The following is a 20,348-nucleotide window of genomic DNA, read 5'->3' as shown; positions in this document are numbered from 1 at the left end:
TCATACGACTAGCGGGCGATGCCGCGCTGTGTACCGCGGATAAAATCGACGAAAACTTTCACCTCCGGGTAGGCGGCTGCGTCAACTGCCATCTTCTCCAAAGCCTCTTCCTGTTTGAGTCCGGCCCGGAAGAAGGTTTTATAGGAATTTTTCAGGGCTCGCAGGGCTTCGTCGGAGAAACCGCGCCGTTTCAAGCCGATAAGATTTATCCCGACCGGTGCGGCCCGATCCCCTTGGGCGATGGTGTAGGGCGTAATATCCTGATTGACCATCGATCCGCCGCTGATCATGGCGTGGGAACCGATACGGGTAAACTGGTGAATTGCCGAGAGGCCGCCGAGGATGGCGTGATCACCGACCTCAACGTGGCCGGCCAGGGTGGCGGCATTGGCGAGAACAATCTGATTGCCGACCCGGCAGTCATGCGCAACATGAACATAAGCCATGAGGAGATTGTCATTGCCGATGATCGTCGTCCCGCCGCCATCGGCAGTACCGAGATGGACGGTGACGAATTCACGAAAGGTATTGCCATCGCCGATGCTGAGTGTCGTTGCTTCACCGTGGTATTTCAGATCCTGGGGGATGGCGCCGATCGAGGTGAATTGAAAAATACGATTCTTTCGGCCGATGGTGGTGCGCCCTTCGACCACCGCATGCGGCCCGACCCAGCAACCTTCGCCGAGCGTGACGTGCTCACCGATAACCGCGTAAGGGCCGATTTCAACATCAGCCGAAAGCCGGGCACCGGGATGAATGATCGCTGTCGGATGTATCATGATCAATATCCTTTAAATGTTTTTGTCAGCAAAGGTCGCTTTGAGATCGGCTTCGGCCACCAGGGTCGATTCGACATAAGCTTTCGCATTAAAGCAATAAAGACCGCGGCGACAGTTGGTCAAGGTCAACTCAAAGCGTAAAACATCACCGGGGACGACCGGTTTACGGAAGCGAGCATTATCGATACCGGCAAAGTAGGTCACTTTGTCATCGCCGATATTGTCGGTGATCATGGCAAAGATGCCGCCAACCTGCGCCATCGCTTCGATAATCAGAACGCCGGGCATGACTGGATGCCCCGGAAAGTGTCCCTGGAAAAAGGGCTCATTAACCGTGACGTTTTTGATGCCGACAATCTTCTTGCCCGGCTCGATTTCGATAATCCGGTCAATCAGCAGAAACGGGTATCGGTGGGGTAGATACTTCATGATATCAGTGCTGTACATGGGCATTTTCATGACTTTTATTCTCCTTTATCGATGACATTCTTTAAAAGATCAATCTCTCTTTGCATTCGCAACACCTCTTTACGCAAAGAGGGGAGCTTGGCAAAGATCATGGAAGCCTTGAGCCAGTCACGATGGGGAATCGCCGGGACACCCGAGACAATCTGATCTCCATCAGTATTGCCGGCGAGTGCGCCACGTCCGGCGACGATCAGGTTGTCACCGGTCTTAATATGCCCGGCAGAAGAAGATTGTCCGCCAAAAGTGCAGTGGCGACCGATTTTGCTGCTGCCGGAAATCCCGGTCTGGGCTGCTATCACCGTATGGGCACCGATGGTGACGTTATGAGCAATTTGCACCATATTGTCGAGCTTGACCCCTTGACCAAGGCGGGTCACCCCTAAAGCTGCGCGATCGATACAACTGCAAGCTCCAACTTCCACGTCATCTTCAACCACAACAATACCGATTTGTGGAATCTTGTAGTAACGCTCCCCATCCGGAGCAAAACCGAAACCATCCGAACCGATCACGGCTGATGGCTGAATAATCACGCGATGACCGATTCGACACCCTTCGCGAATGACAACTCCGGCATGGATGATACAGTCTTCGCCAAGGGTGACATCGTCGTAAAGGACGACATTCGAATACAAGGTGGTATGCGATCCGATTTTAACCCGGGCCCCGACGACGCAGCCGGGGTGAATCGTTACCCCAGCTGCGATTTCAGCGGTCGGATCGATACTGGCACGGGGAGATATCCCTTGCGAATCAGGGCGCTGTACATGCAAAAAAGTAAGGATCTTGGCAAAAGCCAGATAAGGGTTCTCACACCGCAAGAGATTAAGCCCTGCCGGGGCTTCGACCCCGATGCCGATAATCACCGCTCCGGCCTGTGTTTCAGCCAGTAGCGGCAGATATTTCGGATTGGCCAAGAAGGTGATATCACTTTTTTGGGCCTGATCGATAGTCGCCATCCGTTGAATCTCAACGTCGGGATCACCATCGATACCAGCACCGATCAGAGCAGCAAGTTCGCGAAGTTTGACCACAAATGCATCCTTCCCTTATTCGTCTACTTTTTCAGAGAAGCGTCGTAAGCTTTGATCGCCTTATCGGTTAGATCCGCTTTAGGGTCCGCGTAAAGGAGGGCGCTTTCGGTCTTTTCAAAGATCGCAGTATAGCTTTCTTTTGCGCCGAGCTCATTAATGATTTTAGAGAAGTCAGTAATAATCTGCCGGGTAAATTCGGCATCCTGCTGCTGCAACTCTTCCTGAATATCTTTGGTGAAACGCTCAAGCTCCTTGAGTTTCTGATCGAAATCACGCTTTTTGGCAGCGCGCTTATCTTCCGAAAGGACTAATCCCTGCTTATCGAGCTCATCCTTCAGCTTTTTCATCTCTTTCTGCTTTTGATCGATCTGGCTCTCGTACTCTTTTACCTTCACGGAAATCTTTTCTTTGGCGACTTTGCCGGCCTCACAATTATTCAGGGCTTTTTGCAGATCAACATAACCAATCTTGGCATCAGCGGCATGAACCGTAGCGACACAAAAAAAGGTCAGAAGCAGGAGGGTGATAAATTTTTTCATCGTACAAAATCTCCTTTACGGGGTTGGCATCAGAACATGGTTCCGATGGAAAATTGCAGGTCCGAGGAAGCTTCACCTTCACGTTGGTCAAGATTTTTACCCCATTCCAAACGTAACGGTCCCAGCGGGCTCATCCAGCGCAGACCAAAACCGGCACTGTGGCGCACGTCACTGAAGTAATCCTGATCTTCAGCCCAGGTATTACCGGCGTCGTAAAAAATGACACCTTTAAATCCTGATTCCTCGATCAGCGGGAAAGTGATCTCGAGATTGCCATAACCGACCTTGGTGCCACCAGTGTACTCGTAACCGCTAACAATGGGATTACCGCTACTGTCGCTAGTCACTGTTTTTATCCGCGGACCGACTTCACGTGACTCAAAACCCCGCAGACTGCTGAGTCCACCTAGATAGTAGCGCTCGTCGATGGGAATCGGCTCACTGCCAACCTCCTGAACATAACCGAGGCGGCCGTGTGCCGAAAAGACAAATTTCCAGAACAAGGGGTAGAAACGGCGATGATCAAGTTCATACTTGACAAACTTCTCGGTTCCGCCCAGACCGGCAAATTCGATGGAAGCCGAAGACAGGGAGCCGGTCCTGGGGTCCATACGATAGTCAGTGGTGTTGCGGCTCAAAGAAGCATAGATGGAAGATAGGGTCGAATAGCCTTCCTGATCGCGAATGCTCAGCGACGCCGACGGACTGACATCATAGATCTCCTTCTCTTCGTAACGGTAGACAAAGAAGGATCTAACATTATAGGAGAACGGGATGCCAAGCTTAAGATTGCCACCATTTGCCTTTTTTGAAAAATCGGTCCATTCGCGATCGGTTCTGTAAAGGTCGAAGCCGAGAGTCAGATCAGTATCGAGAAAGTGCGGATCAAGAAGCCCGAACTGATATGTCGTGCTTTTGCTGCCAATGGCGGCAGAAAGATTGCCTTTATACCCCCGACCCAGGAGATTGTCCTGGGTCACCGAGGTCTGGCCTATAAAGCCGTCGATCGTCGAATAACCAAATCCGAGACTGAAAGTACCGGTCGGTTTCTCCTTCACTTCCACTAGCAGATCCATGGCAGTCGGCGAATCGGCCTTCTCGGTCGCAATCTTGACTTCTTCAAAAAAACCGAGATTTTGAATGCGACGGCGACTCTCTTTAATCTTGGTGGCGCTGAAATTCTCCCCTTCATTCAGCATCATTTCGCGGCGAATGACCTTGTCGATGGTCTTACTGTTACCGGTGATGGCAATTTTGCGGGTGGTAACAAGAAAACTCTTTTCGATTTCAATGGTCAGATCGACGGTGCGCGCTTCAGGGTCAACCTTGGAGAGCGGGGCAACATTGACATAAGCATAGCCTTCATCGGCATAAAGATCGTTGATCTTCATCATCCCTTCGCGCAATTTTTTGCGGCTGAAGAGTTGCCCGGAAGGAAGTCCGAGCAAAGCGATCAACTCCTCACGACTGCGCAACAAATCACCGGCAACTTCGACGGCGCCGATGCGGTACTGCTCCCCTTCTTCAATCTCAATGAGGATATCAAGGTAACGATTCTCCTTGATCATCGTTACCTGCGGCTGGTGCACTTTAACCTGGATATAACCCTGATCGAAATAGCGATCCGTCAGTAAAGACAGATCATTATTCAGGACCTCTTCCTGATAAGCGCCGCGTCCGGTCATCCATGACAGAAACCAGCGCTCACGGGTCTCCATCCCCTTTTTGAGCTCCTTGTCGGTAAAGGCCTTGTTTCCTTCAAAGCCGATTGAGTCAATGAGAATCTCGTCCCCCTCGATACAGTTAAGGGTGATAATTGCTTCGTTAAGATCAGACACTTCGAGTTGCGGTTCTACTTTGGCAGCATAATAACCGGCCTCTTTATAAGCCCTGAGAACTGCTTCAATATTCCTGTCGAGAACGGTTGCATCGTAAAGATCAGGGGGTTTAATCGTAATCAGTGCGCGCAACTTCTCTTCGGAAAGTTCCTTGTTGCCGGCAAACTTGACTGCGCGTACCAACGGCCTTTCAACAACGGTAAAGATCAGAACACTTTTGCCGTCTTTCTCTTCGAGATCGGCGCGAACATCGCTGAAACGGGCTAGACGAAAGATCGCCTGGGTAGCGCGGTCGATGTTGTCGGCGGAGACGGTCGGGCCGGGATCTATCGCCGCAGCAGCGAGAATCATCCCCGGATCGACGCGCCGCGTCCCGGCAATGATGACTTCGTCAACTTTATAATCCTGTGCACAGAGCAATCCGGTAAAGAAGAAAAGTCCGAGCAGAGCGAGAGTAACGGAGCGTATAACCATTAGTATTAATCCCGAACCTGTTACCAGGCAGCAATTCAACAGCAGTTTAAACTATAAGAAAAGGGCGCCGACGAGCAATTGAAAAGTATCATCAAAGATTTAATCCGAAGCGATCCGGCCATCAATAACGCGGACGATGCGATCGAGGCGGTTAGCCAGAGCTTCACTGTGTGTGACAATCACCATGGTCAGATTCCGCGCCTGATGCAGTCCGTCAAGCAATGCGAGGATTTCACCCGAGGTGACACTGTCGAGATTTCCTGAAGGCTCATCCGCCAGGAGTAAAGGCGGATTCATGATCAACGCCCGGGCAATGGCGGTCCGTTGCTGCTCACCCCCGGAGAGTTCACCGGGTTTGTGGCGCAGGCGGTGGCCAAGTCCGACCTCATTCAGGAGGGTCGTGGCCCGTGCCAGCGACTCCTCTTTCGGCAACCGGGCGATCAAAGCCGGCATCATCACATTCTCCAGCGCCGTAAATTCCGGGAGGAGCTGATTAAACTGAAAGACGAAACCGATGGTCCGGTTGCGGAATTCGTCGAGCATCTGCCCCTTGAAAGAGAAGATCTCCTCCCCGGAGAAATGGACCGTCCCGGTGCTTGGACGATCGAGGCCACCGAGTATATGCATCAACGTTGTCTTGCCTGCACCGGAGGGACCGACGATCGCCACCCTCTCGCCGCGCCCGATGACGAGGTTGATGTCATGGAGGACATCGACCCGGCCCGGACCACTAATAAAGCTCTTGTTGACCCCGGCGATCTGAATCAATGTTTCTGAAACATCAGTCATAGCGCAACGCCTCCGCCGGATCCATGCGCGCGGCCCGCCAGGCCGGATAGATTGTCGCCAGCAGACAGATGATCATCGCCGTGACTGCCACGATGGTGACATCCGAAGGATAAACGACCGAGGGGAAGCGCTCCATGCCGTAAACGGCTTGATCAAAGATGCGAATCCCGCTCAGAAATTCAATCCCCTTGATGATCGGATCGGCGTTTTTTGCCAGTAGCAGTCCAAGGAGGGTCCCGGCACCAGTCCCGATGGTGCCGATAATCAGCCCTTCAAAAACAAAGATCTTCATGATGCTCTGCGACGTCGCACCCATAGTACGGAGAATAGCAATATCCTTATGTTTTTCCATAACGACCATGATCAGGGTGGTGGCAATATTAAACGCTGCCACCAAAACAATGATGCCGAGGACGATGAAGAGCCCGAGCTTTTCGAGCTTGATCGCTGATAGGAAGGAACCGAAAAGGTCCTCCCAGGAGCGGACAACATAGGGATAGCTAAAGGTCGAACGCAGTTCCCGACTGACCACGGCCGCCGAAGAGAAAGAGTTGGTTTCGATTTCGATACCACTGACCGCTTCGCCAATTTCCAGCAGTCGTTGCGCCTGACGCAGATCGACGTAAGCAAAATAGGTATCCATAAAACCACCGCGCTGAGTGAAAATGCCGACAACGCGAAAGCTCTTCATCTTCGGCATCATACCGAAGGGGGTGATTGTAAAGATCGGCGGGATGACATTGATCGTCTCGCCGATCGTAATCCCGAGAGTTGAGGCCGTGTCGATGCCGATGATGATCCCCGGCAAAATATTTTCATCCGCAAAGACCATGGTCCGGGCATCGCCACCGACAGCGGACTGAATCTTCTGTTTGAAGATCTTGTTGCCGGCCTCGATCCCCTTGACCGTCACTGCCGCCACATTCCCCCGCGACACCAGCATCGCTTCCTTGGAGACAAAAGGTTGGGCCGAAAGGATTTTTGTCGAGACCGATTGGGCCTCAGCGATGACCTTTGGCACCTCCGTGAGTTCATCGCCGTAGCGCTGGATGAGGACATGCGGAATTGAGCCGAGAATCTGCTGCCGCACCGCGTCGTGAAAACCGGTCATGACAGCGAGAACAACGATCAATGCCGCCACCCCGAGCATGACTCCGGCGATGGAGAGGAAGGAGATAACGGAGATAAAGGTCTGTTTGCGCTTGGCCCGCAGGTAGCGCAGACTGACGAACCATTCGTAGTTCATCTATTTCGACTCGGGACGCATGTGCGGGAAGAGGATGACGTCGCGAATCGACGGGGCGTCGGTAAGGAGCATGACCAGGCGATCAATGCCGATCCCTTCCCCGGCGGTCGGCGGCAATCCGTATTCGAGGGCACGAATATAGTCTTCATCCATGGCATGCGCTTCGTCGTCGCCGGCATCCTTTTCCACCATCTGCTTGAGAAAGCGCTCCTTCTGATCGATGGGATCGTTGAGCTCGGAAAAGGCGTTAGCGAGTTCGCGGCCGACAACAAAGAGTTCAAAACGATCGACAATCTCGGGATTTTCATCATTTTTACGCGACAGGGGCGAGACTTCGGTCGGATAAGCAGTGATAAAAGTCGGATTCCACAGATGAGGTTCGGCAACGGTTTCGAAAATCTCGGTGAGGAGTTTGCCGTGACCGGTCGAAAGATCGACGTCGAGGCCGAGCCCCTTGCCGATTTCAACCATCGCCGCATGATCTTCGAGCAGGGCGGGGTCGACATGGCCGTACTTGACGATCGCTTCACGGACAGTGAGACGCGCCCAGGGGGCCCGCAGATCGACCTCGCGACCGCCATAGCTGATCTGAAGAGTGCCGAGAACCGATTGCGCGACATGGCCGATGAGCTTTTCGGTGAGATTCATCAGGTCTTCGTAGGTAGCGTAAGCCTGATAAAATTCCATCATGGTGAATTCAGGATTATGCCGGATCGAGATCCCTTCGTTACGAAAATTGCGGTTGATCTCGAAGACCCGGTCAAAACCGCCGACCACCAGACGCTTGAGGTAAAGCTCCGGTGCGATGCGCAGAAAGAGCTCCATATCGAGAGCGTTATGATGGGTGATAAAGGGGCGCGCCGTGGCGCCGCCGGCAATCGGGTGCATCATCGGCGTTTCGACTTCGTGAAAATCGTGCTGCACCATGAAGTCGCGGATAGCACTAACGATGCGGCTTCGTTTTTTGAAGACTTCGCGCACCTCGGGATTAACGATCAGATCAAGATAACGCTGCCGATAACGGGTCTCGACATCAGTCAGACCGTGCCACTTTTCCGGCAGCGGCAGCAGTGACTTGGTGAGGAGACGCAGGGTTGTCGCCCGCAGGGAAAGTTCACCGGTCTTGGTACGAAAAGGGGTGCCGCTGGCGCCGATGATATCGCCGATATCGATGCGCTTAAAGAGATCAAAAGCCTCTTCGCCGATATTGTCACGACCGACATAAACCTGGGTGCGGCCGCTGCGGTCCTGCAGCTGAATAAAAGCGGCCTTGCCAAAGTCCCGCCGCGCCATGATCCGGCCGGCCACGGCATACTGAATGCTGCATCCTTCCAGAGCTGCAGCATCGTCGTCAAGGTGAGCAGCAAGAAACTGCTCGGCGGTATGGGTGACCGTAAAATCGTTGGCAAAGGGATTAATCCCTTGTTCGCGAAATTCCGCCAACTTGGCGCGCCGCTGCAGCAGGAGATCGTTTAACTCTTCCATGTCTTCGTCTCTATCTTTCTATTCAGCAATTGTAAAGTCAAAAAAATAATCAGCCGCAACACTATTGCCGTCCGGAATGGCAATATCTCTGACACCGGGGCAGCTCAGCCGGTAGGAACCCGGTACCAGCGCTTCAACCAGCGTCAGAGTGACGCTATTTAGTGTTGTTAACGCCCCAGTGAGTGGTCCGATCTCCGAAGTATTGTCGACGTTGACAACACTAAAGGGCGCTGTTACCAAGGAGCTTTCCAGGAGAGCTTCACCAAAGGTGACAACAAGCTGCGGATTTTGCGAGTCTGAAACACTCTGCGTGACAGCAATTACGCTTGGCGGAGTCGGGTCATGCACTATGGTCAGAAGCATCTGGTTGAGGTTGCCGCGCTTGTCGCTAGCAGTAAAGCTGACAATATTCAACCCTGCCACCAATGGTGCAAATTCAAAGCTCCAGCTGCCGTCACTGCTGTCGACGGCAACAGCGTCCTCACCGCTAGCTGTGCTGTTGGCAATAATAGTCGCGGCAAAATCATCGATGTTGCCGGTAATGATAACACTCGAATTTATGTATGGAGTCGACGAAACCACCGCACCGTTCACCATGACATTGTTGAAGGCCGGCGCGCTTAACTCCTCCTCTGATCCGCAAGCTGTCAGAGTCAGTACACAAATAAGCGAAAGAAAAAAATATAATGAACGCATAGACAGATCTCCGATAACTACGACGACGATCTGCTGAGCAGATACGCTTCAATAAATGGTCCAATGTCGCCATCAAGGACAGCGTCGGTATTCGAGGTTTCAAGATTAGTCCGGTGATCCTTGACCATCCGGTAAGGATGCAGCACATAAGAACGAATCTGGCTTCCCCAGCTGATCTCCTTCTTATCACCGGCAATTGCGGCTGCTTCCTCTTCCTTCTTGCGAACCTCCAGTTCAAAGAGGCGCGCCTTGAGTTGCTTCATGGCAATATCGCGGTTTTTGTGTTGTGAGCGTTGCGCCTGACAGGCTACAACCACACCGGACGGCAGATGGGTAATACGAATCGCTGATTCCGTCTTGTTGACATGCTGTCCGCCGGCCCCGCTTGATCGATAAGTGTCAATCTTCAAATCTTTTTCGTCGATCTCGATCTCGACATCATCGGGGAGATCGGGAAAGACAAAGACCGAAGCAAAAGAAGTGTGTCGTCGGGCGCTGGAATCGTAGGGAGAGATGCGCACTAAACGGTGAATCCCCATCTCGGCGCGTAGCCAACCATAAGCGTATTCGCCTTCGACGGTAAAGGTCGCCCCCTTGACGCCGGCTTCATCGCCCGGTTGAAAATCGGTCATCTCGGTCTTGTAGCCGCGCTTTTCACAGTAGCGGAGGAACATGCGCAGGAGCATATCAGCCCAATCCTGGGCCTCGGTACCGCCGGCGCCGGCATTGATGCTGACAATAGCAGAACGGGCATCGTGCTCACCCGAAAGCATGCGGGCAAATTCCATTCTGGCGACGGTGGCTTCCAGAGTCGGAATGATGGCGCGGATCTCCTCGCGCGTCCCCTCGTCTTCCCCTTCTTCGCCCAATTCACACAACAGGAGAAGGTCATCAGTCTCGGACCAGGCCCCCTCACACCCTTCAACGATCTTTTGTAAAGAGGTCCGCTCGCGCAGCAGTTCTTGCGCCTGATCACCACGATCCCAAAACCCGGGTTTAGCAATCTCGGCATCCAGCTCAGCAACACGCTCTTTTTTCCCCTCTATGTCAAAGAAACCTCCTCAGCTCGGCGAGCTTGCTGCGCAGAATATGGAGGGATTCCTTTTCTTCTCTAAACATAAAATTCCTTTCAGATGAATAAAGCTTGGTATTATAACGAGTCCGGGAGTGATGAGCAAGAAAACAGTTGGTCCATTTTCGAGTAAAAAATCTATGAAGGTCGGGGCAGCATCTTTTGCTACGTACGTTGGCGTTATAATAAACATTAGTCAGAAAAAAAGGCGACCGGGATTCAAAGTAAATCTGGGTAGAAAGAAAAAAACACCCCACAGCAGGGGACAGCTGTGGGGTCAGTTCAGCAAGATCTACGAGAAAAATTTCGTCAGTTGTCTGCGAACAGAGGGGGTCCTAAACACTCATCCGGCCGCAACACTGAATCAATCCGAGTGAATGGCAATCAGGCCGGCGCCGGCCAATGCCCACCAAGCCCAACGATATCCGCCAAAGTGAATTTCCCAAAAACCTCCGCAACAGTCGCTATTCTCTCTTTGTTGAACAGAACCGACTGCCTGGCGGTCGGTTGCGTCCAGGGCCGCAATGACAATGACTTCTTGCTTCTCACTGCCATTTTGGGATGCCAGTTCCGGCAGATAGGACAGGTCGGCTTTACCCTCCTCGACTGTTGCACTACTGGTACGCTGGGCTGAAAGCGGACTGGTTTCAGCTAACGCTGCAACGGGGATAAGCGTCGCTGAAAAAGACAGCAATAAGACACAGGCATAAATTCTGAAAAAAGAAAATTTCTTTTGCATAAAAACATTCCCTTCCTGGCAGTCCAGATTTTTGTTTAGACTTCTTTCGTAACTCGTTCAAGCAGTTATAACAGAATCAATGAACAAGTCAATCCACTGAACAGAGCAGTAAAAAAACGGGTCAGCTCATTCAAGCTAACCCGTCACTTTAATTGGTGTCCCCGAGACGATTCGAACGTCCGGCCCCTTCCTTAGGAGGGAAGTGCTCTATCCTGCTGAGCTACGAGGACTTAACTGACAGAAATTATTCAAAACTGCATGAGGCTAAAGGTCTTCCCGGCGGGGAGACGCTGACGGCCGTTGAGAAATTCGAGCTCGGCCATAAAAGCGCACTCCACGACTTCGGCACCGAGACCGGTGACCAAGTCATAAACTGCGGCAACCGTGCCGCCGGTGGCGAGAAGATCGTCGGCGATGAGGACGCGGTCACCGGGTTTGAAGGCATCCTTATGGATTTCGAGCGTGTCGGTGCCATATTCAAGGTCATAAGTCTTGCTAACGGTTGTAAAGGGGAGCTTCCCCGGTTTACGAACCAAAGTGATACCGGTGCCGAGTTTGTAGGCGAGAGCCGCGCCAAGGATAAAACCTCGGGCTTCGACACCGACGACCTGCTGAATATTCATACCGATATAGCGATGCGCGATCAAGTCGATCATGCGGTGAAAGGCCCGAGGGTCGGCAAGCAGGGTGGTGATATCTTTGAATATAATCCCTTTTTTAGGGAAATCGACAATGTCACGTATCGAATCTTTCAACTCTTGCATGATCACAACTCCTGGCGATTTATATGGAACGAAAGATGTTAATTTTTCTTGCGTCGAATAATGGCGGATGGTGATTCCAATCCCATATCGACAGCCATGCGCCGTAACTTTTCCAGGCTCTTGACCTCGATCTGGCGAATCCGCTCACGCGTCACACCGAGTTCCTGTCCGATTGTTTCGAGGGTTTGTGGCTCTTTGTCGTTTAAGCCAAAACGTAATATAAGAATTTTTTTCTCCGTCGGAGTCAACGAGGCAAAAAAACGGCCGATGTGGTTCATCGTATCTTTGTTCTCCGCATGCGTTGAGGAGACAATGGTACTGGTGTCTTCTATGGTATCGATCAGACTGTAATCGCCATTCTCCCCCATGGGATGTTCTATGGAGTAGGTCTTGCGGATCAAGCTCATCAGCCGGCGAACATGATTAATATTCGTTCCCATCGCTTCGGCTACTTCAGAGGGATCGACATCACCCTGCGATTGGCTGGCAAGCTCCCGTGAGGTCTTGACCATACGGTTGATGTCGTCGGAGACGTGAACCGGTAGACGGATGGTGCGGCTCTGATTAATCAAAGCTCTTTCGATCGATTGCCGAATCCACCAGGTGGCATAAGTGGAAAAGCGGCACTCTTTGGCGATTTTAAAGCGTTCGACTGCTTTAATCAGGCCGATATTTCCTTCTTCAATAAGATCCAGAAAGGGCAGGCCGCGATTCATGTAACGCTTGGCAATCTTGACCACCAGCCGCAGATTAGCCTCGATCATCTGGTTGCGGGCTAGCGCGTCACCCTGTTCGATGCGCTGAGCAAGCTCGCGTTCGTCTTCAGCACTCAATAATTTGCTGCGTTTTATTTCGCGCAGATAGCATTGAATCGCATCTTCACTCGGCCCATCACGTTCTTCTATCTCAATCTCAGCGTTGGGGTCATGATCTTCGGCAATCTCTTCGTCGGCAATAAAGTCATCTGCCTCTATGAAATCATCGTCGCTGACGTCCTGTTCCTCCTGGTCTTCCTTGTTTTCGTACTCATCGAGAAGAATGCTCATTGGCTGTCATCTCCATTTTTTGCCACGAAAAAACAAGTTTCTGTGAATTGGCGAAGTCTAAGGAAACAAGCCGGTTATGGCAAGTAAAAAGTGGGGTTGAGCGGCTCATGGTGATGCCGCAATTCAAAGTAGAGGCGTGGACTTCGCCCCTGGGGCGGCACCCCGGAAAGTGCGATGCGTTCATTCTTCTTAACAAAATTTCCAACCTTGACAAGATTTTTCTGGGCAAACGCGTAGACCGTATAAAAATCGTCATCATGGTGGAGGATGATCATATTGCCAAAGCTGCTGATCCCGTCCCCGCTATAAATGACACGACCGGCGGCGGCGGCAAGAATCGGGGTACCGGGGGAGGCGCCAATCTCAATCCCTTTGCACGGGAAGGGATCCTGATCGTCGAAACTGCGCAAAAGCGCACCTTGCAGAGGCCAGGAAAAACTTCCAGATACCATTACCGGCGGTACTTGCGATCCGGATTTTTTCTTGACAGCGGTCTCCCTGCTCTGCAACTTTTTGGGTTGAACAGGAGAAGACCCGGATTTAACGACCGTTCGTGCTGACGGCGGACGGGACTTCTTCATGACCGGCGAAGTTGCAGGCACTCGGCGCAATGCTCTTGCTCCGGGGATAAAGAGACGTACACCCTTTTGCAATGGCTGCGGCGCATCGATACCATTGACGCGGGCCAACTGCGTTTCGCTGCGACCGTAAGCACGGGCAATCTGACCTAGAGTCTCTCCGGATTGCACCGGATGATAGATCCCCGGGGTGGAACAACCGGCTAAGAGACTACCCAGAGAGATGACAAGCAGGAGCAGAGATGCGTTCAGGGGGGACATGCCCATCTTCACGTTGTAGCTTCTGCCCAGCCGCCGCTGCCAATCAGCGGGACAAATCGGCAATCGACGAGGTCTTCTTCGCGATACTCATCAGCGCTGATTCTGGTCACACGGTGCAGTTGCTGTCCCCCTGCCCCGCCCACCGGAATAACCAGACGACCGCCGATTGCGAGCTGGCGATAGTAGACCTCGACCATGCTCGGTGCACCGGCCGTGACGATAATCGCATCAAATGGGGCCTCTTCCGGCCAGCCGAGAGTCCCGTCGCCGACCCGGACCTGCACATGGGCACAGCTGATACTATCAAGGATTTTGCGGGCACGACGGGCGAGTTGCGGTATCCGTTCGATGCTGAAAATCCGGCTGACCATCTGCGCAAGAATTGCGGTTTGATAACCGGAACCGGTGCCAATTTCAAGGACACGATCATCCCGTTTCAATTGCAGCGCCGCCGTCATCAAGGCAACGATATAAGGCTGGGAAATGGTCTGTTTATCGCCGATCGGCAAGGCGTAGTCGCCATAGGCCTGGCCGCGCAGGGCATCTTCGACAAAAAGGTGGCGGGGAACCTTGAGAAGTGCTGCTAAAACCAGCGGATCATTGATACCGCGGGGCTTGATATGACGCTCGACCATGGTCTGGCGCGCCCGGGCAAAGTCGGTCATCTTAGGGGAACCGGCTTCCTGCCTGTTCTCCGCCGGGAAAACCCCAGGCAGAGAGCTCGGCAAAAGAGTGATAGTTAGTCAGATCAAGATGCAAAGGTGTAATCGAGACATATCCCTGACTTACGGCGTGAAAGTCGGTCCCTTCGGTATTTTCAAAACTGACCTGACCGGCGCCGATCCAGTAATAATGACGTCCGCGCGGGTCAGACTTCTTTTCGATCAGATCACTGAAACGGCGCTTCCCTTGCCGGGTCAAACGCATTCCGGCAGGAAAGCCCCCCGGCACATTGACATTAAGGAAGGTCTCTGCCGGAAGCCGGGTCGCAAGGACCCGGCCGGCAAGATCGACAGCCACAGCAGCAGCAACCGCGAAATCTTCGGCAAGGAAACGCTCGGCTTCGAGCGAGAGCGCCAGCGCCGGAACCCCCATCAGGGTCGCCTCCATAGCGGCAGCCACGGTACCGGAATAAGTCAGATCGTCGCCCATATTCCCGCCGCGATTAATGCCGGAGACGACGAGATCGGGCTTGCGGCCGAGAAGGCCATGGATAGCAAGGTTGACACAATCGGTGGGGGTACCGTCTACGGCGAAGAATCCGGGTCTCAGTTCATCGGCACGCAGTGGCGAGTGGAGCGTGAGAGCATGGCTGACGGCGCTGCGCTCCCGATCCGGTGCAACAACGACAACTTCCCCGAGGGTTGCGAGCTGTTCGGCAAGGACAAGAATGCCAGGGGAATAAACCCCATCATCGTTCGTGACCAAAATCAGCACAGCAACCTCACTACGTTTCAGAGCAAAAAGATGAAATCAGGGGGGCATTTCGAGACGGGCACGCAGCAAGCGAAGGTCATTTTCAACCTCTCTGAGGAGCAATTGCGCCGGGGAGAGGACCGTCTCAGGAGGATCAGGGGGAAGGAGGAGTCCGGCAGCGATACGCTTGCGGGCACCTGCAATCGTAAAGCCACGTTCATAAAGAAGCTCTTTCAGAGCAAGAAGAAAATCGATCTCTTTGCGCCGATAGAGACGTTGTTGCGACCGACTTTTGGCCGGTCGCAACGAAGGGAACTCTTCTTCCCAATAGCGCAGCACATGGGATTTAACTCCGACAATCGCAGCAACTTCACCGATTCTGAAATAGAGTTTATCCGGAATTTGCTGAGTCGGCATAATCGGATTTTTAATATTTATTCGACATCTTCATGGTTAATCGACGCCTTCAAAACCTGACTCGGTTTAAAGGTCAAAATCCGTCGGGACGAAATCTTGATCTCTTCACCGGTCTGGGGATTACGTCCACGACGTGTCGATTTGTCTTTGACGACAAAGTTGCCAAAACCGGCAATTTTTATCTTCTCACCATTCTCAAGTGTCTCCTTGATCAGGTCAAAGACCATTTCCACAATGTCAGCCGATTCCTTTTTGGAAAATCCGGTCTTGACATAAACATTTTCTACCAAATCCGCTTTAGTCATTGAAGCCACCTCCTCGAGCGAAGAACAAATTAGTACTTAATTTTCGGGTAGCTATAACACAGGGACATCGCCGGTTCAATCGTTTTTTTAACGAATTTTCGCGTTAAGTTCCTTACAGAGCATTTCAACGAGCTTACCATGCGCTTTATTGACTTCCTCATCCGTCAATGTCCTTTCCGGACTGCGATAGCGCACGCGAATTGCCATGCTCTTCTGCCCGGGGTCGATCCCCTTGCCGCGGTAAAGATCAAAGAGGATCAACTCCTCCGCATCCTTGCTCTTGACCTTGTCAAAGAGCTCAAAGAGACGCGCGGCACTCACCTCATCGGCAACCAGGAGGGCGCTGTCTCTTGTCAAATCGGGGAATCGGCTTAAGGGCTTGATCCCGGAGAAATGGCCGGAAACTTTCAGGAGCGCTTCAAGATCAAACTCGGCAACATACAGCGGGGCATCGATGGCAAAGGCGGCCAACGTCTGCGGATGAACTTCACCGATAACCCCGAGACGCTGGTTGCGGCTGTAAACCACTGCTGACTTCCCCGGATGGAGATAGGACTCGCCGGCATCCATTTGCCAGCGCAGTTGTGGCACCCGCAACACCTCGGCAATCTCCTCAAAGATCCCCTTGAGGTCAAAGAAGTCGACCAACTCCGCCCCTTGCGCCCAGCCGTCCGGATCACGCCTGCCGCCAAGGAGAACGCCAAGGCGCAGCGGTTCGTCGGGAAGATCCTCGCCGGGGAGAGGAATAAAGACCGGACGAAGTTCAAAGAGACGCAGATCACGGCTGCGGTAAGACAGGTTGCGTGACGCGGTCTCGAGAAGGCTCGGCAGCAGCGAGGTGCGCATCACCGACTGATCTTCAGTGAGGGGATTGTTGACCTTGACGGTGTTGCGGCGGGAATCATCGGCAGCCAGACCGAGTTTGTCCCAAACGTCAGGATTGATAAAGGCGTAATTGATCGTCTCGGCACTACCGCTGGCGACCATGAGATTACGGACTTTTTCTGCCAGTTGATAGCGCTGCGACGGCCGCTGGTTGACCAGTCGACTCACCGGCATGGTCTCAGGAATGGCATCATAACCATTGAGCCTGGCGACCTCTTCAATCAGGTCGATTTCCCGCTCAAGGTCAGGACGAAAGGTCGGAATCAGCACCTGCAGGATGCCGTTATGCTCCATCTCGACAGCCGGCGGCAGGACAGTCAGGCCGATACTGGCCAGAATCTGCCCGATCCGTTCCAGGCCAAGATCGATTCCAAGAATCTGCTTGGTGCGACGGTCAGAGATAGTGAGGCAGCGTTGCTCTATCCGCTGCGGGTAGGCATCGATCATCCCTGACAGCACTACACCGCCGGCAACTTCAACGATCAGTGCCGCGGCACGGTCGAGGGCCAGGGGGACCATATCGATGTCGGCGCCACGCTCAAAACGATGAGACGCTTCGGTATGCATGCCGAGATGTTTGCTGGTGCGACGGATCGCCGACGGATTAAAGTAGGCACTTTCGAGGAGGATATCGGTTGTCTGGGGCTGAATCTCCGAGTTCTCGCCGCCCATGATCCCGGCTAAAGCCACCGGACCGACCGCATCGCAGATCATCAGGTCGCTGCTTTTGAGGGTCCGCACCTGACTGTCGAGAGTCGTGAAAGATTCCCCCTCTGCGGCCGACCGGATAATGATCTTTCCTCCACGGAGTAGAGAGAAATCAAAGGCGTGCAGCGGGTGGCCAAGCTCCATCAGGACATAATTGGTGACATCGACAACATTATTGATCGAACGCTGACCGACTGACTCAAGACGCCGCACCAGCCATTGCGGCGAAGGTCCGATCTTGACACCGCGAATCAAACGGGCGGCATAACGGGGGCAGAGTTCCGCATCCTCAATCGTCACCGAGGTCATTGTCGTCGTCGCGGTGGCACTTTCGCTGAGGGCCGGAATCGGCAGGCGTAACGCTTGACCCGCCATCGCCGCAACTTCCCGGGCAACACCGACAACACTCAGACAATCCGGTCGGTTCGGGGTGAGACCGAGCTCAAAACGGGCATCCTTTAAACCGAGAGCAGCAAAGACCGGCATCCCCGGGGTTAAACCGGCGGGGAGGATAATAATCCCTTCGGATTCAGCTGCGAGTCCGAGTTCCTTTTCGGAACAGAGCATCCCCTGCGATTCAACGCCACGGATCTTCGACTTTTTGATCTTGAAATCACCTGGCAGGACTGTGCCGATCCGGGCCACTGCGACATAATCGCCACTGCGGTGATTACGGGCGCCGCAAACGATCTGCAACACTTCGCTGCCGACATCGACCTTACAGAGGGTCAGGCGATCAGCTTCCGGGTGGGCCTCGACCGCCAGCAGATGACCGACAACGACAGTGTCGAGCCCTTCGCCGATCTTTTCCAGGAAATCGACCTCAAGACCGGCCATGGTCAAACGGTGAGAAAGCTCCTCAACCGTGAAATTGAAATCGACAAATTCTTTGAGCCAGTTATAAGTAACGATCATGACAGGAACTCCAGCGCTTTGTTAGGCAATAGACCGACACCAAAAAGAAGGGACGTACCATCAAAATTGTCGTAGAAACCGCTGATCGTTCTCGAAGAAGAGGCGTAAATCACTGACCCCATACTTCAGCATCGCTACCCGCTCCAATCCCATACCAAAGGCAAAACCGCTGTAGACTTCAGGGTCATAATTGACGGACTTGAAGACTTCCGGATCGATCATGCCGCTGCCGAGAATTTCCAGCCAGCCAGAATTCTTGCAAACCCGGCAACCCTTGCCGCCACAGATGACGCAGGCGATATCGACTTCCGCCGACGGCTCGGTGAAGGGGAAGAAGGAAGGCCGAAAGCGGACATTCACTCCTTTACCGAAAAATTGACCGATAAAACTGTGCAGGATTCCTTTGAGGTCGCCAAAGGTGACATGCTGATCAACAAGAAAACCTTCGATCTGGTGAAACATCGGGCTGTGGGTGATATCTGAATCACGCCGATAGACGGTCCCCGGCGCGATGATCCGGACCGGCGGTTTCTCTTTGAGCATCGTCCGGATCTGTACCGGCGAGGTATGAGTCCGCAGCACGACTTCATCGGAGATATAAAAAGTATCCTGCATATCCCGGGCAGGATGATCCTTGGGCATATTGAGCGCTTCGAAATTATAAAAATCTCTTTCAATCTCCGGTCCTTCAGCTATGCCGAAACCGAGAGAGGTGAAAATTTCGCAAATCTCTTCACTCACCAGGGTAATCGGGTGCTTACTGCCGATGAAGCCGCGCCGACCGGGAAGAGTCACATCGATCCGCTCGGAGGCGAGTTTATGACTGATCTCCGCGGCATTGAGTTCGCTCTGCCGCTGCGTCCGGTATTCTTCACAACGAGTCTTGGCGACATTGATCGCCGCGCCGAAACGGGGGCGATCATCGGCCGGCAAAGTGCCGGTCAACCTAACCAGTGCGGTAAAATCTCCCCCTTTGCCAAGATAAGCAGCAAAAGCGAGTTGCAATTCATGTTGGGTTCTGGCCGCGGCGAGAGCGGCAATCGTGGCCGCGTCCAACTGCTCAAGGGAGATCAAAAGCTCGTCGATATTTTTTGCATTCATGGCATATACACCATTTCTTCAAGGAATTCAGCGGATTGAGAAAAGAATCTGAACTGAAGGGCGCCAATCAAAAAAAAAGAGATGAGGGGGATAAAACCCTCATCTCTTTTGTCCTGAACGGAGCAAATTACTGCAGCTTGGCTTTGGCTTTGTCAACGACCGTACTGAAACCTGACGGGTCGACAACAGCCAGTTGGGCAAGAATTTTACGGTCAAGTGCAATTTCAGCCTGCTTGAGGCCGAAGATCAGGCGACTGTAGGACAGACCATTATCACGGGCCGCAGCATTGATCCGTGCAATCCAGAGGGCACGGAAGTCACGCTTCTTGACCTTGCGATCGCGAAACGCATAGTTGAGGGCGCGATCGACCGCCTCTGTGGCACTGCGGAAAAGTTTACTGCGGGCACCGCGAAAACCTTTTGCCAATTTGAGGACTTTGTTGCGGCGTTGCCGCGTCTTAAAACCACCTTTTGCTCTCGGCATCTCTTTCTCCTTAGGTTGAATTTGTCAACGGCCAAAAGCCGTCGCCGGATCTGGAGGGGGAGCCGTATCCCCCCAGTTCACGGGGTGTGAAACAGTTGTAAAGCTTACAGGTAAGGAATGAGCTCTCTGATATTGCGCTCATCTGCCTTGGCGACGACGGTCGACTGACGTAACTCACGCTTACGCTTGGTCGATTTCGAAGTCAAAATGTGGCTGGTAAAAGCCTTGTTGCGGCGAATCTTACCGGTGCCGGTTTTACGAAAACGTTTGGCGGCGCCGCGGTTGGTCTTGATCTTGGGCATGACCCGT

Annotated in this window: 22 protein-coding genes and 1 tRNA gene; all 23 read right to left on the bottom strand. The window is 53.0% G+C overall.

All coding sequences use genetic code 11. The annotated features are described in order from the left end of the window. Positions 1–8: 8 nt before the first annotated feature. Entirely contained in the window at positions 9–779 is a 771-nt protein-coding gene (locus CVU69_01035; protein PKN13786.1) for an acyl-[acyl-carrier-protein]--UDP-N-acetylglucosamine O-acyltransferase, read from the bottom strand. A 12-nt stretch (positions 780–791) separates the two neighbouring features. Next, positions 792–1,232 (bottom strand): 3-hydroxyacyl-[acyl-carrier-protein] dehydratase FabZ, encoded by a 441-nt coding sequence (gene fabZ / locus CVU69_01030; GenBank protein PKN13859.1) that lies wholly within the window; start codon positions 1,230–1,232, stop codon positions 792–794. Positions 1,233–1,243: 11 nt separating this feature from the next. Continuing rightward, positions 1,244–2,281, bottom strand: a complete 1,038-nt coding sequence (gene lpxD / locus CVU69_01025; GenBank protein ID PKN13785.1) for a UDP-3-O-(3-hydroxymyristoyl)glucosamine N-acyltransferase — start codon at positions 2,279–2,281, stop codon at positions 1,244–1,246. Between the two features lie 23 nt (positions 2,282–2,304). Then, positions 2,305–2,820 (bottom strand): hypothetical protein, encoded by a 516-nt coding sequence (locus CVU69_01020; protein ID PKN13784.1) that lies wholly within the window; start codon positions 2,818–2,820, stop codon positions 2,305–2,307. 29 nt (positions 2,821–2,849) lie between these two features. After that, positions 2,850–5,132, bottom strand: a complete 2,283-nt coding sequence (gene bamA / locus CVU69_01015; GenBank protein ID PKN13783.1) for an outer membrane protein assembly factor BamA — start codon at positions 5,130–5,132, stop codon at positions 2,850–2,852. A gap of 99 nt (positions 5,133–5,231) precedes the next feature. Next, positions 5,232–5,921 (bottom strand): lipoprotein-releasing system ATP-binding protein LolD, encoded by a 690-nt coding sequence (locus CVU69_01010; GenBank protein PKN13782.1) that lies wholly within the window; start codon positions 5,919–5,921, stop codon positions 5,232–5,234. Then, a complete protein-coding gene (locus tag CVU69_01005; protein PKN13781.1) occupies positions 5,914–7,167 on the bottom strand; it encodes a lipoprotein-releasing system transmembrane subunit, LolC/LolE family in 1,254 nt (417 codons plus the stop codon). Before CVU69_01005 ends, CVU69_01010 begins: the two co-directional genes overlap by 8 nt. Next, positions 7,168–8,652 carry a lysine--tRNA ligase gene (gene lysS, locus CVU69_01000; GenBank protein PKN13780.1) on the bottom strand — a complete coding sequence of 495 codons (1,485 nt, stop codon included), beginning with the start codon at positions 8,650–8,652 and terminating at the stop codon, positions 7,168–7,170. Between the two features lie 18 nt (positions 8,653–8,670). Next, entirely contained in the window at positions 8,671–9,249 is a 579-nt protein-coding gene (locus tag CVU69_00995) for a hypothetical protein (protein PKN13779.1), read from the bottom strand. A gap of 116 nt (positions 9,250–9,365) precedes the next feature. Next, a protein-coding gene (locus tag CVU69_00990) for a peptide chain release factor 2 (protein PKN13778.1) occupies positions 9,366–10,467 on the bottom strand; the annotation gives its coding sequence in 2 pieces (ribosomal slippage) (positions 9,366–10,409 and positions 10,411–10,467; 1,101 coding nt in all). A 317-nt stretch (positions 10,468–10,784) separates the two neighbouring features. Then, a complete protein-coding gene (locus CVU69_00985) occupies positions 10,785–11,159 on the bottom strand; it encodes a hypothetical protein (GenBank protein PKN13777.1) in 375 nt (124 codons plus the stop codon). 153 nt (positions 11,160–11,312) lie between these two features. After that, positions 11,313–11,389: transfer RNA gene (locus CVU69_00980), tRNA-Arg, on the bottom strand. A gap of 18 nt (positions 11,390–11,407) precedes the next feature. After that, positions 11,408–11,923: an adenine phosphoribosyltransferase gene (locus CVU69_00975; protein ID PKN13776.1), complete on the bottom strand. Its 516-nt coding sequence runs from the start codon at positions 11,921–11,923 to the stop codon at positions 11,408–11,410. 38 nt (positions 11,924–11,961) lie between these two features. Continuing rightward, the gene (locus CVU69_00970) at positions 11,962–12,969 is read right to left on the bottom strand and encodes an RNA polymerase subunit sigma (protein PKN13775.1); all 1,008 of its coding nucleotides are present in this window, start codon (positions 12,967–12,969) and stop codon (positions 11,962–11,964) included. Positions 12,970–13,043: 74 nt separating this feature from the next. Continuing rightward, positions 13,044–13,814: a hypothetical protein gene (locus CVU69_00965; GenBank protein ID PKN13774.1), complete on the bottom strand. Its 771-nt coding sequence runs from the start codon at positions 13,812–13,814 to the stop codon at positions 13,044–13,046. Positions 13,815–13,816: 2 nt separating this feature from the next. After that, the gene (locus tag CVU69_00960; protein ID PKN13773.1) at positions 13,817–14,473 is read right to left on the bottom strand and encodes a protein-L-isoaspartate O-methyltransferase; all 657 of its coding nucleotides are present in this window, start codon (positions 14,471–14,473) and stop codon (positions 13,817–13,819) included. Between the two features lies 1 nt (position 14,474). Further along, a complete protein-coding gene (locus CVU69_00955; GenBank protein ID PKN13772.1) occupies positions 14,475–15,245 on the bottom strand; it encodes a 5'/3'-nucleotidase SurE in 771 nt (256 codons plus the stop codon). Positions 15,246–15,281: 36 nt separating this feature from the next. Continuing rightward, positions 15,282–15,641, bottom strand: a complete 360-nt coding sequence (locus CVU69_00950; GenBank protein PKN13771.1) for a MerR family transcriptional regulator — start codon at positions 15,639–15,641, stop codon at positions 15,282–15,284. A gap of 17 nt (positions 15,642–15,658) precedes the next feature. Then, entirely contained in the window at positions 15,659–15,946 is a 288-nt protein-coding gene (locus tag CVU69_00945) for an integration host factor subunit alpha (protein ID PKN13770.1), read from the bottom strand. Between the two features lie 87 nt (positions 15,947–16,033). Then, positions 16,034–18,454 (bottom strand): phenylalanine--tRNA ligase subunit beta, encoded by a 2,421-nt coding sequence (locus CVU69_00940; GenBank protein PKN13769.1) that lies wholly within the window; start codon positions 18,452–18,454, stop codon positions 16,034–16,036. Positions 18,455–18,514: 60 nt separating this feature from the next. After that, entirely contained in the window at positions 18,515–19,555 is a 1,041-nt protein-coding gene (locus tag CVU69_00935) for a phenylalanine--tRNA ligase subunit alpha (protein ID PKN13768.1), read from the bottom strand. A 127-nt stretch (positions 19,556–19,682) separates the two neighbouring features. Beyond that, positions 19,683–20,039: a 50S ribosomal protein L20 gene (locus tag CVU69_00930; GenBank protein PKN13767.1), complete on the bottom strand. Its 357-nt coding sequence runs from the start codon at positions 20,037–20,039 to the stop codon at positions 19,683–19,685. Positions 20,040–20,143: 104 nt separating this feature from the next. Continuing rightward, positions 20,144–20,341, bottom strand: a complete 198-nt coding sequence (locus tag CVU69_00925) for a 50S ribosomal protein L35 (protein ID PKN13766.1) — start codon at positions 20,339–20,341, stop codon at positions 20,144–20,146. Positions 20,342–20,348 lie beyond the last annotated feature (7 nt).

This window comes from Deltaproteobacteria bacterium HGW-Deltaproteobacteria-4 (genome assembly GCA_002841765.1).
Taxonomy (GTDB): domain Bacteria; phylum Desulfobacterota; class Desulfuromonadia; order Desulfuromonadales; family UBA2197; genus UBA2197.
This window is presented reverse-complemented; position numbering and strand designations above follow the sequence as displayed.

Bases quoted from the DNA above. Each gene is read 5' to 3' on its own strand.
- CVU69_01035 (PKN13786.1), bottom strand. From the start codon at position 779: ATGATACATCCGACAGCGATCATTCATCCCGGTGCCCGGCTTTCGGCT.
- fabZ (PKN13859.1), bottom strand. From the start codon at position 1,232: ATGCCCATGTACAGCACTGATATCATGAAGTATCTACCCCACCGATAC.
- CVU69_01020 (PKN13784.1), bottom strand. From the start codon at position 2,820: ATGAAAAAATTTATCACCCTCCTGCTTCTGACCTTTTTTTGTGTCGCT.
- bamA (PKN13783.1), bottom strand. From the start codon at position 5,132: ATGGTTATACGCTCCGTTACTCTCGCTCTGCTCGGACTTTTCTTCTTT.
- CVU69_01010 (PKN13782.1), bottom strand. From the start codon at position 5,921: ATGACTGATGTTTCAGAAACATTGATTCAGATCGCCGGGGTCAACAAG.
- CVU69_01005 (PKN13781.1), bottom strand. From the start codon at position 7,167: ATGAACTACGAATGGTTCGTCAGTCTGCGCTACCTGCGGGCCAAGCGC.
- lysS (PKN13780.1), bottom strand. From the start codon at position 8,652: ATGGAAGAGTTAAACGATCTCCTGCTGCAGCGGCGCGCCAAGTTGGCG.
- CVU69_00995 (PKN13779.1), bottom strand. From the start codon at position 9,249: ATGGTGAACGGTGCGGTGGTTTCGTCGACTCCATACATAAATTCGAGT.
- CVU69_00985 (PKN13777.1), bottom strand. From the start codon at position 11,159: ATGCAAAAGAAATTTTCTTTTTTCAGAATTTATGCCTGTGTCTTATTG.
- CVU69_00975 (PKN13776.1), bottom strand. From the start codon at position 11,923: ATGCAAGAGTTGAAAGATTCGATACGTGACATTGTCGATTTCCCTAAA.
- CVU69_00970 (PKN13775.1), bottom strand. From the start codon at position 12,969: ATGAGCATTCTTCTCGATGAGTACGAAAACAAGGAAGACCAGGAGGAA.
- CVU69_00965 (PKN13774.1), bottom strand. From the start codon at position 13,814: ATGGGCATGTCCCCCCTGAACGCATCTCTGCTCCTGCTTGTCATCTCT.
- CVU69_00960 (PKN13773.1), bottom strand. From the start codon at position 14,473: ATGACCGACTTTGCCCGGGCGCGCCAGACCATGGTCGAGCGTCATATC.
- CVU69_00950 (PKN13771.1), bottom strand. From the start codon at position 15,641: ATGCCGACTCAGCAAATTCCGGATAAACTCTATTTCAGAATCGGTGAA.
- CVU69_00945 (PKN13770.1), bottom strand. From the start codon at position 15,946: ATGACTAAAGCGGATTTGGTAGAAAATGTTTATGTCAAGACCGGATTT.
- CVU69_00940 (PKN13769.1), bottom strand. From the start codon at position 18,454: ATGATCGTTACTTATAACTGGCTCAAAGAATTTGTCGATTTCAATTTC.
- CVU69_00935 (PKN13768.1), bottom strand. From the start codon at position 19,555: ATGAATGCAAAAAATATCGACGAGCTTTTGATCTCCCTTGAGCAGTTG.
- CVU69_00930 (PKN13767.1), bottom strand. From the start codon at position 20,039: ATGCCGAGAGCAAAAGGTGGTTTTAAGACGCGGCAACGCCGCAACAAA.
- CVU69_00925 (PKN13766.1), bottom strand. From the start codon at position 20,341: ATGCCCAAGATCAAGACCAACCGCGGCGCCGCCAAACGTTTTCGTAAA.